The sequence below is a fragment of the Acinetobacter sp. WCHA45 genome (assembly GCF_002165255.2).
Classification (GTDB): domain Bacteria; phylum Pseudomonadota; class Gammaproteobacteria; order Pseudomonadales; family Moraxellaceae; genus Acinetobacter.
Window position 1 is genome coordinate 1,361,948 of sequence record NZ_CP028561.1, and the last position, 13,668, is coordinate 1,375,615.

At 36.7% G+C, this 13,668-nt stretch carries 14 protein-coding genes and 2 pseudogenes; 6 read left to right on the top strand and 10 right to left on the bottom strand.

Annotation, left to right across the window (positions count from 1 at the left end; genetic code table 11):
• Positions 1-119 precede the first annotated feature (119 nt).
• The gene (locus CDG55_RS07940) at positions 120-689 is read right to left on the bottom strand and encodes a TetR/AcrR family transcriptional regulator (protein ID WP_087535863.1); all 570 of its coding nucleotides are present in this window, start codon (positions 687-689) and stop codon (positions 120-122) included.
• A gap of 518 nt (positions 690-1,207) precedes the next feature.
• On the opposite strand from CDG55_RS07940, the pseudogene CDG55_RS07945 reads away from it, so the two are divergent.
• The 3 genes and pseudogenes from CDG55_RS07945 to CDG55_RS07955 form a co-directional block, all read left to right on the top strand.
• Positions 1,208-1,750: pseudogene (locus CDG55_RS07945) on the top strand (IS630 family transposase); the annotation flags it as partial.
• 87 nt (positions 1,751-1,837) lie between these two features.
• The gene (locus CDG55_RS07950) at positions 1,838-2,758 is read left to right on the top strand and encodes a LysR family transcriptional regulator (RefSeq protein ID WP_162620833.1); all 921 of its coding nucleotides are present in this window, start codon (positions 1,838-1,840) and stop codon (positions 2,756-2,758) included.
• Between the two features lie 194 nt (positions 2,759-2,952).
• Positions 2,953-3,200: pseudogene (locus CDG55_RS07955) on the top strand (IS3 family transposase); the annotation flags it as partial.
• 206 nt (positions 3,201-3,406) lie between these two features.
• Here the strand turns inward: CDG55_RS07955 and CDG55_RS07965 are convergent.
• The 9 genes from CDG55_RS07965 to CDG55_RS08005 all read right to left on the bottom strand — a co-directional run bounded on the left by CDG55_RS07965 (position 3,407) and on the right by CDG55_RS08005 (position 10,360).
• Positions 3,407-4,657 carry a mechanosensitive ion channel family protein gene (locus CDG55_RS07965; RefSeq protein ID WP_087535862.1) on the bottom strand — a complete coding sequence of 417 codons (1,251 nt, stop codon included), beginning with the start codon at positions 4,655-4,657 and terminating at the stop codon, positions 3,407-3,409.
• Positions 4,658-4,773: 116 nt separating this feature from the next.
• Entirely contained in the window at positions 4,774-5,313 is a 540-nt protein-coding gene (locus CDG55_RS07970; RefSeq protein ID WP_004662427.1) for a DUF2058 domain-containing protein, read from the bottom strand.
• A 3-nt stretch (positions 5,314-5,316) separates the two neighbouring features.
• A complete protein-coding gene (locus CDG55_RS07975) occupies positions 5,317-5,997 on the bottom strand; it encodes a YoaK family protein (RefSeq protein WP_087535861.1) in 681 nt (226 codons plus the stop codon).
• Between the two features lie 9 nt (positions 5,998-6,006).
• A complete protein-coding gene (gene sstT, locus CDG55_RS07980; protein WP_087535860.1) occupies positions 6,007-7,206 on the bottom strand; it encodes a serine/threonine transporter SstT in 1,200 nt (399 codons plus the stop codon).
• A gap of 424 nt (positions 7,207-7,630) precedes the next feature.
• Positions 7,631-8,416 (bottom strand): thiazole synthase, encoded by a 786-nt coding sequence (locus CDG55_RS07985; RefSeq protein ID WP_004639328.1) that lies wholly within the window; start codon positions 8,414-8,416, stop codon positions 7,631-7,633.
• A 23-nt stretch (positions 8,417-8,439) separates the two neighbouring features.
• Positions 8,440-8,637 (bottom strand): sulfur carrier protein ThiS, encoded by a 198-nt coding sequence (thiS, locus tag CDG55_RS07990; RefSeq protein WP_087535859.1) that lies wholly within the window; start codon positions 8,635-8,637, stop codon positions 8,440-8,442.
• Between the two features lie 9 nt (positions 8,638-8,646).
• The gene (locus CDG55_RS07995) at positions 8,647-9,012 is read right to left on the bottom strand and encodes a DUF423 domain-containing protein (protein ID WP_005159854.1); all 366 of its coding nucleotides are present in this window, start codon (positions 9,010-9,012) and stop codon (positions 8,647-8,649) included.
• 107 nt (positions 9,013-9,119) lie between these two features.
• On the bottom strand, positions 9,120-9,989 hold the full coding sequence (gene rpoH / locus CDG55_RS08000; RefSeq protein WP_087535858.1) for an RNA polymerase sigma factor RpoH: 870 nt from the start codon (positions 9,987-9,989) through the stop codon (positions 9,120-9,122).
• Between the two features lie 131 nt (positions 9,990-10,120).
• Positions 10,121-10,360 carry a sulfurtransferase TusA family protein gene (locus CDG55_RS08005; protein WP_087535857.1) on the bottom strand — a complete coding sequence of 80 codons (240 nt, stop codon included), beginning with the start codon at positions 10,358-10,360 and terminating at the stop codon, positions 10,121-10,123.
• 563 nt (positions 10,361-10,923) lie between these two features.
• On the opposite strand from CDG55_RS08005, the gene CDG55_RS08010 reads away from it, so the two are divergent.
• From CDG55_RS08010 to fba, 3 genes are all read left to right on the top strand, one after another.
• Positions 10,924-11,136, top strand: coding sequence for a cold-shock protein (locus CDG55_RS08010; protein ID WP_004653893.1), 213 nt, complete (start codon positions 10,924-10,926; stop codon positions 11,134-11,136).
• Between the two features lie 101 nt (positions 11,137-11,237).
• Positions 11,238-12,389 (top strand): ATP-dependent RNA helicase RhlB, encoded by a 1,152-nt coding sequence (gene rhlB / locus CDG55_RS08015; protein WP_005159857.1) that lies wholly within the window; start codon positions 11,238-11,240, stop codon positions 12,387-12,389.
• A gap of 200 nt (positions 12,390-12,589) precedes the next feature.
• A complete protein-coding gene (fba, locus tag CDG55_RS08020; RefSeq protein WP_004662410.1) occupies positions 12,590-13,627 on the top strand; it encodes a class II fructose-bisphosphate aldolase in 1,038 nt (345 codons plus the stop codon).
• The last annotated feature ends 41 nt before the right edge of the window (positions 13,628-13,668 follow it).

A 13,668-nucleotide genomic window follows, 5' to 3' on the forward strand; every position in this document is an offset into this window, starting at 1 on the left:
TATTATTCTTTTTCCAACTCAGACGCAAGCGTGAGCCACAATAATAACTATAAATCACGCTTTATTTTTTTATACTTTCAATTTCATATTATTTGTTTTAACTCAGCTTTCTGAGAATTTTAGGATGTTATTTGCTTTTCAAAATTAATTAAATGTTCTACGCGAGTCCAATACTCACTCATTTCAACAGAGTTTTTATTTACATGCGCTTGGATGGTGATTCCATCTAAAATACTTACGATTAATGTAGCTAAGTGTGTCGGGCTTCGAATATCTAAATGAGTCAGTAAGTTTTGGATCAAGGCCGTTAGCCATATTTTATATTGTGTCGCAGGTTCAAGAGTCGAAGGGTAAATTTTAATCACTTCTTCAAATGCTTTTTGGAACATACAGCCGTTAAAGTCTTCGCTTTGGAACCAGGCATTGTACCATTTGAATATCGATTCAATTTGCTCTAAATAATTTGATTGATCACATTGAGCTAATGTTTCATTCAATGAGATTTGAAGGTTAATATTACGTTGAAGTAAACATTCCTCAATAAGCTTTTCCTTCGATGGAAAATATTTATAGAATGTCATTTTTGCAACGCCTGACTCACTAATAATTCGATCAACCCCAATCGAATTGTAGCTATGCGAGTTAAAAAGTTTTAATGCTGTGTTAATAATATCTTCTTTTTTTGACATACAAGCCTCGCATTCGCTCTCTGCTAATATGAGCTGAGCATTATTTGCATTCCATCATGCAATTTTGGCACGAATTTTACATGGTATTAAATAAACATCATAGAAAAAAATAACATTATTTATTTAATTGATTCTTAAATTTACAGTTTATCCATTATTTTTTCAGTTAAATATATGAATTAATTAAACTAATTTAAATAAAATACAGTAATTATAAGGTGATTTATAACTCTATAATATGAATTTAAACTAATTCACATTTATTTAAAATTATGATAACTGAATTTTATATAATTTATTAAAAATTAGCTTCTTGGTAAAGTTTCAATTAAACGCGCAAAATTTTGATAAAGCGTTGATTGTTGAGTAGGCGTATATACAGGGCGTTTAATTGTCCCTTTATTGGTTTGAATCATTAAATCGACATTTTTGCATTTCTAAGTTTATTAAGAAATAAACTCAGGATAATAAATGCAGAACAAATCTGAGTCAAACTACATGAAGAATACGAAGTGTCCGTGTCTGTTGAAACCATTCGTAAGTTTTTACGTGATTCAGGTATGGTCTTCAAGCATACCCGTCATAGCTTAAAAAAAAGAGATCCGATTGCATTTGAACAAGCAACACAGCAGATTGAAGAATTACGAGAGCAAGCGGCACGTGGTGAAATTATATTAGGTTATGTAGATGAAACAGGGTTTTCATCTACACCTGATAACCGCTATGCGTGGACAAAGATAGGTGATGTTCATGCGGTTGATGCAATAAGATTAAAACGAGTTAATGTCATGGGGTGTTTGCTTTCAACGGGGAAACTGGTGACAAGTTGCTTACAAGAGTCAGTTACAAGCACTTGGTTTTATGCCTATTTAACTGGAATAGCTCAACAAGTAAAACAGACGTATAACCTTCGATTAGTTCTTATTGTTGATAATGCCTCGATTCATAGAAGTAAAAAGATGACTGATTACAGAGAGCTACTTCAAACTAACTTTTCGACGAATCTGTATTTTATTCCAGCTTATAGCCCTGAGTTAAATCGAATCGAGATGGTATGGAAGCATAAACAATAATAAAATAAAATTCATAGTGAGACACACTCATGAATAACATGATAGGATGAATTAAATTCAATTGTGGTGATCGTTGTGTTAGAACTTCGTCATTTAAAAACATTAATTGCACTACGTGAGCATGGTTCATTGGTTGCTGCTGCGACAGATCTATGCCTAACTCCTTCAGCAATTTCGCATCAATTAAAAGAACTTGATCATTGGTATGGTGTAGAAGTTGTTAATCGCCGTAGTCGTCCAGTAAGTTTTTCCAATGTCGGCGAGCGATTGCTTCGACTAGCAGATGATGTGTTGCCTCAGGTTCAGATAGCACAAACGGATATTACTCGTATCGTGCATGGACAAACGGGGAGAATTATTTTTTCATCTGAATGTCATAGTTGTTTTGACTGGCTGATGCCTTTATTAAATCAATATCGCCAGCAATATCCAGATGTCGATTTAGATTTTGCAGCGGGTTTTGAGTCTAATCCGCATGAATTATTGCAAAATGCCGAGTTTGATTTATTAATCACTGCTGATCCAATTGCACTCAAAGGGATTGAATACTTTCCGATTTTTGAATACGAGTCACGGTTAGTACTCTCAACGACACATCCATTGGTGCGTAAAGAAATAATCCTAGTTGAAGATTTGGCTGAACAAACGTTGATTACTTATCCAGTTGATAAACATCGTTTAGATATCATGGCGCATTTATTCATTCCAGCAAATATTCAACCTAAGCATATTCGAACGACTGATTTAACGCAGATGTTAATTCAGTTGGTTGCCAGTGGGCGTGGTATTGCTGCTTTACCTGATTGGGTCGTTAATGAATATGAACAAAAGGGATGGGTTGTCAGCCGTCGTTTAGACTGTGTGTCGCCGCAAGGATTGAGACGCACATTATATGCAGGCTACCGTACTGAAGATAAGGAGAAGAATTACTTTGAAGGTTTTCTGAAGCAACTTGAGAAATTTTCAAAGAAGCGTGCGATGTATTATGAAGATTGAATAACTTCGTTATCTAGGTTGTAAAGGGAGATACACATTCTGTTTGAACGGCTTATATACTCTTATTTGCATATATAGAATGATTAACCAAGATGCCAATCCATAAGTGACCCTAGCCAAAATAATGTACACATAGTCCCTCTAAAGCTAACTTCATGCTAACTTTGGAGATGTAAAAATGGCTAAATGCTTTTTTAACGAATAACTGTATTCAAAGTATGTCACGCAGCTTTGCGCAGTGCACTGCTCATGTTGGGATAATGCAGTGACAGAAAGCTTCTATCATACATTGAAAGGTCATGTGATACATGGTAGTGTGTTTGCCACTCGAAAAGAGGCGAATGCTGTCTTGTTTGACTATATTGAGATTTATTACAATCTGGTCAAAAGGCATTCCGCAAACGGCTGGTTAACCCTAGAAGCCTTTAAACAGAAACATTAATTAGGTGTGCCTTATTCAACCATAGATAAAGCGCATGTGTACTTTCTGATTCCTTATCTTAGTTTATTGCAAAAATTTTTTAGATACTCAACCGATAAGAATAAAACTGCATTATCTACACATTTTAAGGTTTCATAGAAAATTTTGGGAAATTAGGTTTAAGGCTTTAGTAGTAAAAAATGTAAAGCCTTAAAGCTTAGTTCACATTAGATTTGAGCATCTTTAACAGGTAAATAGTTTTTAAAATCATATCCTGACGGTGCTTGATAAATTCTCAAACCAAATTCAGGAATAATTGCAATCAAATGATCGAAGATATCAGATTGAATTGCTTCGTAAGATGCCCATGCTGTCGTATTTGTAAATGCATAAATTTCTAAAGGTAGACCTTCACTAGTGGGTTGTAGTTGACGAACTAAAATAGTTTGATTCTGCGCAATACCTTGATGTTGGCGTAAATAGAACTCTACATAAGCACGGAATGTTCCTACATTGGTTAAACGACGTTGGTTGCATTCTGATTGATTGCTTAAATGATCATTAAACTTATTAATTTCATCTTGTTTTGCATCAAGATAATGGTCTAAAAGTAAAAAGTCTTTTAATTTTCGCTGTTCACTATCAGTCATAAAGTGAACACTACTTTGATCAAGAAATATTGAACGTTTAATACGACGGCAGCCTGAATTACTCATACCACGCCAGTTTCTAAATGTATCAGTGACAAGTTTGTTGGTCGGAATGGTGGTCAGTGTTTTATCGAAATTTTGTACGGTCACTGTATGCAGAGATATATCAATCACATCGCCATCCGCATTTAAAGAGGGCATCTCAATCCAGTCTCCAATGCGAACCATATCATAAGAGGCAATTTGTACACTTGCGACTAAAGAGAGGATCGTATTTTGGAAGACCAGCATGAGAACTGCTGCCATTGCACCGAAGCCTGCGAGTAAAGTAAACACATCTTTTTTAAGAAAAGTACCTAAAATCATAAGACCACAGACAACGAATAAAATCAGTTTGATCAGCTGTAAATAACCTTTGATGGGTTTATTTCTCGATTTTGGATTGCGTTGATACAATAAGTTAAAAATATTCAGTGCTTCACTAATTGATAAAGCAAGCGTGAGAAAAATAAATGCCTGCGCTCCCATTTGTATTAATGTAATTACTTTTAATGGAAGATGGGGAACTGCACTGATCCCATTCATGATGACTATCGCAGGAACGATATTTGCAAATCGACGTGTAACGCTGTGTTGGGCAAAAATTGATTGATGGGGTGACTTAAGCTTTGTAATGATATGGCGGATACCACGCACAATAATTCTTTTGGCAATAAAATTTGCTAAAGCCGCTAGAAAAATCAAAATTGCGAATGAAATGAGCATTTCTAACCAAGGGTATTGGCTTAATTCACTTCTAATTTCGCTAATAAAACTTAAATAATTCAAATCATAACACCTACAATTTTCACTTTGTTAATTGTAAGGTGTTAAAAGATATTATGATGAGTTGATCACATTTTGAATACGATCTGTAAGATTGTATTACATTAATGAGGTGTGATTTACCACATTAAATCATCTGGAATGACATAAGCCGCGTATGGATCTTCTTCATCAGTTGCTTGATCATTTTTCTCAGTATTATTGTTAACCAGAATAAATCCTTGCATTTTCTGATCAATTTTTTCTGCAAGAGCTTTAGGGAGATAAGCATATTTATCTTGATCTTTAGCAATAACTAAAGAACCCGTCACTAACGCATTATAAACTTGTTGTGAAAGATAAACCTTTTTGATTTTCCCCTCATCAATGAATTGATAGGTAACATCACCCTCTGTTTGCAAAATTTTATGTTGCTTGATCATTTGAATAATTGAAGCTTTAAGGGCCTTTTCTTCTAAAACCTTTTGTTTTTCTAAATTCAGTGCTTGGTCTTTGGCTAATTTCTCTTGATTCACTCGATCGATTTCAGCTTTTAATGAGGCATCATCATGTTGTCCAGTGCGTTGCTCATGTTGCACCTGTTTGGTTAATTTTTTGGCTTTTTTATTGTCGACCAAACCCGCTTTGAGTAACTGAGCTTGTAATGCATTTTTAACCATAATTCAATCCGAATTCGAGTTTGATGAAGAGCGAAAGTAAATTACCCAGTAAGCTATACTCATGGTCAGACTTAAACTTGCTGGTATTAGAAAAGTTTGTAATTTTAAATAAGGATAAAGCAAACTCGCAATAAGCCCACCGATAAAAAATCCTAGAAAGATGAGCAAGTGTAAAAAAATACGCCTATTTTCTATTTTTAGACCACGAACTTTATAACCTAAGGTTAAACCAATATCCGTTAAAACGCCTGATAAATGTGTTGTACGGATAATTGCACCTTTATAGTGACTGACCATCGCATTTTGTACGCCCATGGCGACACATGCCCATAACAAACCATAGCGCGGGAAGTAAGGTAACAAAAGCCAAGTTAAAAATAGAAATGCAGCAACTAAACTAAGTGGGAAACCGTAATGATGACCAAAAGAGACATTGCTATCCCCAAGAATGAGACCGCTGTAAAACGATCCAATCACGAAGCATAAAACTACTAAACTGAGATAAATAAAATGCTCTGGTTGCCATTGTAGCAAACTCATTGCCAGCATGCTGACGTTGCCAGTCATGTGTGAAACTGATTGATGTAGAACAGTAAATAGCCCCAATACGTTAACCATACCAGCATTTAGTGCGAGTAAAAAAGCACCAAGTTGAATCCAGTTTGGTAAACGCTGTAAGGGCATAACAATCTACTAGTTTTTTCGGTTTCGGAAATCTACAGCAGCAGTAAATAAAACGTCAGTTGACGAATTCAGCGCAGTTTCAGTCGAATCCTGTAATACACTGATAATCATACCAATCGCAACTACTTGCATCGCAATTTCAGATGATATACCAAATAAACTACAAGCAACAGGGATAAGCAGTAATGACCCACCTGCAACACCTGATGCACCACATGCTGAAACGGTTGCAACGACTGAAAGGATAATCATCGTGCTTAAATCAACATGAATATCTAATGTATGAACAGTAGCAAGCGTTAATACTGTAATTGTAACCGCTGCACCTGCCATATTGACTGTTGCTCCAAGTGGAATAGATACACTTGCGGTTGCTTCGTTTACACCTAAGCGTTGCGCTAAATCCAGATTCACAGGAATATTGGCAGCAGAACTACGCGTGAAAAATGCTGTGATTCCACTTTCTTTTAAACATTTGAACACTAATGGGTAAGGGTTTGCTCGCATCGTCAATGCGACTAGGATTGGATTAATGACTAATGCAACAAAAAGCATTGTTCCAATTAGTACAATTAACAAATGTGCATAGCTAGATAAGGTTGTTAAACCTGCATCCGCAAAAGTGACTGCGACTAAGCCAAAAATTCCCACGGGGGCAAAACCAATCACGGTGTGAATAATTTTATTCACTGCATCAGCTACATCAGTAAGCACTTGTTTCGTAGTCTCAGAACTATGACGTAATGCTAAACCTAAGCCGATTGCCCAGGCCAAAATACCAATAAAGTTGGCTTCACTAATCGCTTGTACAGGATTGGCAATAAAGCTTAATAATAAGTTCTTTAAAATTTCAGCCAAACTACCGGGTGCTTGTAGAGCTGGTTGAGTTGATAAATTAAGAAATAGCTGACTTGGGAAGGCAATACTTGCTACAACAGCACTAAATGCTGCGAGTAGCATTCCAACCACATACAAAATCATAACAGGTTTTAAGTTTGAGTTTTGCCCAACTTTGAAATTAGCAATCGAAGCGAGCACTAAAACAAAAACAAGAATCGGGGCAACCGACTTTAATGCTTTAATAAACAATTCACCTAATAAACTCAAATAAGGTGTAAAGTTAGGAAAAAGCAAAGCTACGCCAATCCCTAAAAAAATAGCAATAATAATTTTGCTGACTAAGCTCAAGCGAGACAATACATTAAACATATAAAAGCCTTATAAACCTATATGTGGTTTAAGGTTAAACAAGCGCCGTATTCTATACCTAAGCACTGTATTTTTTTAAATTTTTTTGATGAACGAATTACTTTAAAAATACCATAAAAATTAAAATAATGTTTTTAAAAGTATTTTATTTAAAAATACAGAATCTTTTTGTGTAAAAAAAGATCTTATCGCTATGGTTTTACTAAAAAACTATAAGTAAAAAGTCAGTATTCTTCTATCTAGTTCTTAAAATTTAGATTGATAACTTATTGATAATTCTAGGAACAATAAATCATTTTATCTCAAAAATTATTGTACAAATGAGTGGTTTTTAAAGAATTTGGTCTTATCCATATAATTATTGCATTAAGCAAATAGTGATTAATACAAATAGAGAAGGAACTTATTTAGTCCCTTCTTTCTCTTACTTGAAAAAATATCCTGTTTCAGGTGAGCTTGCATTGGCCATACGCTTACGTGGCATACGACCTGCTAAAAATGCTTCACGACCTGCTTCAACCGCTTTCTTCATCGCTGAAGCCATTAAAATTGGATTTTGAGCAGCCGCAATCGCTGTATTCATTAATACGCCGTCGCAACCCAATTCCATAGCAATTGCAGCATCACTGGCAGTACCCACACCTGCATCCACTAAAACAGGGACTTTGGCATTTTCTTTGATGATGGAAATAGTATGTGGATTCAAAATACCAAGACCAGAACCGATCAAGCTACCTAAAGGCATGATGGCAACACAGCCCATACTTTCAAGTTCTTGCGCAACAATAGGGTCGTCTGAGGTATAGACCATGATTTCAAAGCCATCATCAATCAAGGTTTGCGCCGCTTTAAGTGTTGCAGTGACATTTGGATATAAAGTTTTTTCATCACCAAGGACTTCTAACTTCACCAAATTGTGACCATCAAGCAGTTCACGAGCTAGCATACAAGTCCGAATTGCGCTATCTGCATCAAAGCAACCTGCGGTATTTGGCAGGATTGTGTATTTCTCAGGTGGAATCACGGAAAGTAGATTTGGTTGATCGGCATGCTGACCGATGTTGACACGACGAATTGCCACTGTGACAATTTCAGCACCACTGGCTTGAATGGCTAAATCAGTTTCATTGAGATCTTTATATTTACCAGTTCCGACCAATAAACGAGATTGGAAAGTACGAGAACCAATAATTAAAGGGGAATCTTGCATGGGCTTACTCCATTTTTAGCCGATTAGCCGCCACCAACAGCTTGAATAATTTCAATACGATCTTCAGGAGCAATTTTCGTTTGCTCAAGTCTACTTTTCGGAATAATCTGCTGGTTCTTCTCTACAGCAAAACGTTTGCCTTCTAAGGCTAAATTCTGAATCAATTGCTGTAGGTTTTCACAAGACGTGTCGATTGACTCGCCATTTAAATAGATGTGCATGATTAATCCTTATTTCGCATGCTTGATTGCTTGCCATGCGAGTAACAGCCAGCCCGCTATCATAAACGCACCGCCAATCGGTGTAATCGCACCTAAAATACGCGGTAGACCGAGCGCCATAATGTACAACGAACCGCAGAAAAAGATTATACCAATTTGGATCAAAATAAAAGGAATTTTTATTGGAAATGTTGCTGTGGTTTTATGCAGGACGCCTAAGATAAGCAAACCAATTGCATGATAGAAAAAGTATTGAGTTGCTGTACCCCACCAAGCGAGTTGTTCTAGGGTTGCAAAAGATTTGAGTCCATGAGCACCAAAAGCACCCAACATAACTGCAAGCGCAAGATTAAGCGCCGAGATAGCTATCCACATAATGATAATGGAACTGGAAATTTGATGAACAAACTTAACATATTCGAGTGCTTAAACAAAGCCAGATAAAACAAAAGGGCATTAAAGCCCTTGTGTTTGATTCGATTTTAGCTTGCAGACATGGCAGTTTTGATTTTTTCCATTGCATTCTTTTCAAGCTGTCGAATACGTTCTGCTGAAACGTTATATTCTGCGGCCAGTTCATGCAAAGTCGATTTATCATCATCTAACCAGCGGCGTTGCAAGATATTACGAGAGCGATCATCAAGCTGTTCCATTGCCTCGTGCAAGGCAGAACTACTTTGCTCTTCATAATCTTCTTCTTCAATCAGTCGAGCTGGGTCGTATCGATTATCTTCAAGATAAAGTGCAGGAGCTGTATGTGGGGTATCGTCATCATCATCACCTTGAGCTTCAAAAGCAGCATCATAAGCTGTTAGGCGACCTTCCATTTCGAGCACTTGCTCTGCTGTCACATTCAAATCATTGGCAATTGATTTCGCTTCTTCTAATGTGAGTCGTTTGCTTGATTTTTTAAGACTACGTAAATTAAAGAATAATTTACGTTGTGCTTTGGTCGTTGCGATTTTGACAATACGCCAGTTACGAATCACATATTCATGAATTTCAGCTTTAATCCAGTGCACTGCAAAAGAAACTAAGCGAACACCCATATTTGGATCGAAGCGTTTGACCGCTTTCATTAATCCAAGGTTACCTTCTTGAATAAGATCGCCTTGTGGCAATCCGTAACCTGCATAGCTACGTGCAATATGTACGACAAAACGTAGGTGTGACATTACCAATAGTTTGGCAGCATCAAGATCTTGGTCATAATAATAACGTTCAGCAAGTTCTTTTTCTTGCTCGGCCGTTAGAATTGGAATTTGATTGACAGTACTGATATATGCACCAAGATTTACACCTGGCGCAGACAATGACAGGGGCATCAATTGATTGCTGCTGTCAGTAGTCATGGAGTCTCCTTATAGGATGGTATTTAAGTCAACAATTTCATCTTAATGCGAATGTTCTTCATCACTAAGGAAATTTGAGTATAAAAATGTAAAGTTATCTAGTTTATCTTTAGCTAGAGTTTAGCAAAGAATTACATAGATTCAATTAAATAGTGATACTCATTCTCTGAAATTTTTTGTGTCTGGCATTGAAGTTGCTGGATTTGGCAATATCGTGTTACATCAATTTCACTATGTGGATCAGATGATTTCAATAAATACTGTTTAGATCCTTCAGCTTTTTTTAGAGCACGTTTCAACATCAATAGTGGCATTGGACAGGGTTGCCCAAGTGCATCAATCACTTCAGGGCATGCGGATATTTGGGTCATAAAGTTTTAATAAATTGAGTTCGATATAATTTTAACAAATTTATATGGTGATTACTGAGGATTTACTCTAAATTATTTGGGAAGTTATATTAATTCGGTTTTTCTCTTTTGAGCTTTTAATCTTAAAAATGGTTGTGAATGTTTTTTAAACCTAATAACTAGCTCAATAGCGTTGAATGCAAATGAATCGCTTTGATTTTCTTTTCTGATTAATTTTATCTAAAATTGTTTCTCGTTTTATGGCAATAAAGCAGTGCATTTTTATACTAAAAAAAGCGCTTGAAAACTGCTAAATTATTGAAAAAAACAGATAGAAACATTGGAAATAACTCAAAATAAATCTATTAATTATCATGAACCCATGTTAAGCTCGATGCGTTTTAGGATGTATGCTATACGATAAGATCGTTAAAAAACCTATAACAAATGGATGTAACCGGAAATTGTTGATAGTTTTACAGAATGATTACAAGCTTTGAAATTATAAATATTTTAAAACCTTGTTGGCTCTGCTGTTTGCAACACCGGAAGGTCCTTATCTTTCAATATCTGAGGATTGACTTATGACAGCTCGTGAACAAGGCGTAGTAAAGTGGTTTAATGACACTAAAGGCTTTGGTTTTATTCAACGTAATGGTGGTGATGACGTATTTGTTCATTTCCGCGCAATTATGGGTGACGGTCACCGTTCTTTACGTGACGGCCAACGCGTTGAATTCAGCGTAGTTCAAGGACAAAAAGGTTTCCAAGCTGAAAACGTTCAGCCTTTAGACTAATTTGTTGCTTTAACGCAATATAAAAACGCTCCAATGTTATTTGGGGCGTTTTTGTTTATAATGACCACTTTCTTTTGATCATTGATGGTTCGAGAGCATATATGACATCTGGTTTTGAAACCTTAAATTTACATCCGCAGTTGAAGAAGGCAATTGATGCTTTGGGTTTTACACAAATGACCCCAATTCAACAAAAGGTTTTGAAATATACATTAGCAGGGCATGATGCCATTGGTCGAGCGCAAACTGGTACAGGTAAAACAGCAGCCTTTTTGATTAGTGTGATCAATGATCTATTAAATAATCCGCTACAAGAAAAACGTTTTCGTGGCGAACCACGTGCGCTGATTCTGGCTCCTACACGTGAGTTAGCACTACAGATTGAGAGTGATGCACAAGCTTTAACAAAATTTTCAAACTTACATCTTGTCACTCTACTTGGTGGTGTGGATTTTGATAAGCAAAAGAAAATGTTGGATAGTAATTTTGTTGATATTATCGTTGCAACGCCTGGCCGTTTAATTGATTTTGTCGAGCAAAAAGAAGTTTGGTTGGATAAGATCGAATTCCTTGTGATTGATGAAGCCGATCGTTTATTAGATATGGGTTTTATTCCATCGGTAAAACGGATTGTGCGTTATTCACCCTTCAAAGAACAACGTCAAACTTTAATGTTTTCTGCAACTTTTAGCTATGATGTGCTTAATCTTGCTCGTCAGTGGCTCTTTGAACCTGTAACGGTTGAGATTGAGCCTGAGCAAAAAACCAATAATGATGTGGAGCAGCGAGTTTATGTGGTTGCGAAACAAGATAAGTACAAATTATTGCAAGAAATTTTGCGTGATGAACCAATTGATAAAGTTATGATTTTCGCAAATCGTCGAGATCAGGTTCGTCGTTTATATGATCACTTAAAGCGTGATGGTTATAAAGTCGGTATGTTATCTGGTGAAATCGCTCAGGATAAACGCTTGAAGATGCTCGACCAATTCAAACAAGGTAAGCACAACATTATGATCGCAACAGACGTTGCTGGTCGTGGCATTCATGTTGACGGCGTATCGCATGTGGTGAATTTTACTTTGCCAGAGCAGTCTGATGATTATGTACATCGCATTGGTCGTACAGGTCGTGCTGGTGCTCAAGGTGTGAGTATTAGTTTCTTATCGGAAGATGATGCTTTCTATTTGCCAGAAATTGAAAAAGCAATTGGTAAAAAGTTGCCTTTAACACGTTTAGATGGATATTGTTAAGCCTAAACAATATTTTCTGATATTTAGATAGCATTTAAAAAAGACTAAATTATTTCTTAATTCAGTCTTTTTTTATTTTGAAAGCCCCTCATTTGCTAAATTACACAAATGATTCATGATTTTTTCGGAAATCCAGTGATTAGTTGCTGAATTGAAGTAAATCAACATGTAGAATATGGCGCATTACCTGGGAGGATATTATGGCACTCATCTCAATGCGCCAGCTCTTGGATCACGCTGCAGAACATAACTACGGCGTACCAGCGTTTAACGTAAACAATTTAGAACAAATGCGTGCAATTATGCTCGCTGCTGATGCAACGAATTCACCTGTTATTGTGCAAGCTTCGGCAGGTGCACGTAAATATGCAGGTGCACCTTTCTTACGTCATTTGATTTTGGCAGCTATTGAAGAATGGCCACATATTCCTGTGGTAATGCACCAAGATCACGGGACGAGTCCTGATGTCTGTCAACGTTCTATTCAATTGGGCTTTAGCTCTGTGATGATGGATGGTTCATTGGGTGCTGATGGTAAGACTCCAACATCATATGACTATAATGTTGATGTTACTCGTCGTGTTGTCGCAATGGCACATGCGTGTGGTGTTTCAGTTGAAGGTGAGATTGGTTGCTTAGGTAGCCTTGAAACTGGTATGGCTGGTGAAGAAGATGGTGTTGGTGCTGAAGGTGTGCTGGATCATTCTCAATTACTCACTTCTGTTGAAGAAGCAACTCAATTTGTCGCTGATACGAATGTAGATGCTTTGGCAATTGCTGTTGGTACTTCACATGGTGCGTACAAGTTTACTCGTCCACCTACAGGCGATATCTTGGCAATTGATCGCATTAAAGAAATTCATGCTGCGTTACCAAATACGCATCTTGTAATGCATGGTTCAAGCTCTGTACCACAAGAGTGGTTGGCTGTGATTAACCAGTATGGTGGTGATATTAAGGAAACTTACGGTGTTCCTGTTGAGCAGCTCGTGGAAGCAATCAAACATGGCGTACGTAAGATTAATATTGACACCGATTTGCGTTTAGCATCTACAGGTGCGATGCGTCGTATGATGGCTGAAAAACCAAGCGAATTTGATCCGCGTAAATTCTTTGGTGAAACAGTTGAAGCGATGAAGCAAATCTGTGTAGATCGTTATAATTCATTTGGTACATCAGGTAATGCAGATAAGATCCGCCCAATTTCTTTAGAGAAAATGGTTGATCGTTACAAATAATTAATTTGTAATATAAAAATAGCGGCAATTGCCGCTATTTT

Excerpts from the sequence above, each read along its gene's own strand:
- CDG55_RS07940 (WP_087535863.1), bottom strand. The coding sequence starts at position 689 with ATGTCAAAAAAAGAAGATATTATTAACACAGCATTAAAACTTTTTAAC.
- CDG55_RS07970 (WP_004662427.1), bottom strand. The coding sequence starts at position 5,313 with ATGGTTAAAAATGCATTACAAGCTCAGTTACTCAAAGCGGGTTTGGTC.
- CDG55_RS07975 (WP_087535861.1), bottom strand. The coding sequence starts at position 5,997 with ATGCCCTTACAGCGTTTACCAAACTGGATTCAACTTGGTGCTTTTTTA.
- sstT (WP_087535860.1), bottom strand. The coding sequence starts at position 7,206 with ATGTTTAATGTATTGTCTCGCTTGAGCTTAGTCAGCAAAATTATTATT.
- CDG55_RS07985 (WP_004639328.1), bottom strand. The coding sequence starts at position 8,416 with ATGCAAGATTCCCCTTTAATTATTGGTTCTCGTACTTTCCAATCTCGT.
- thiS (WP_087535859.1), bottom strand. The coding sequence starts at position 8,637 with ATGCACATCTATTTAAATGGCGAGTCAATCGACACGTCTTGTGAAAAC.
- CDG55_RS07995 (WP_005159854.1), bottom strand. The coding sequence starts at position 9,012 with ATGTGGATAGCTATCTCGGCGCTTAATCTTGCGCTTGCAGTTATGTTG.
- rpoH (WP_087535858.1), bottom strand. The coding sequence starts at position 9,989 with ATGACTACTGACAGCAGCAATCAATTGATGCCCCTGTCATTGTCTGCG.
- CDG55_RS08005 (WP_087535857.1), bottom strand. The coding sequence starts at position 10,360 with ATGACCCAAATATCCGCATGCCCTGAAGTGATTGATGCACTTGGGCAA.
- CDG55_RS08010 (WP_004653893.1), top strand. The coding sequence starts at position 10,924 with ATGACAGCTCGTGAACAAGGCGTAGTAAAGTGGTTTAATGACACTAAA.
- rhlB (WP_005159857.1), top strand. The coding sequence starts at position 11,238 with ATGACATCTGGTTTTGAAACCTTAAATTTACATCCGCAGTTGAAGAAG.
- fba (WP_004662410.1), top strand. The coding sequence starts at position 12,590 with ATGGCACTCATCTCAATGCGCCAGCTCTTGGATCACGCTGCAGAACAT.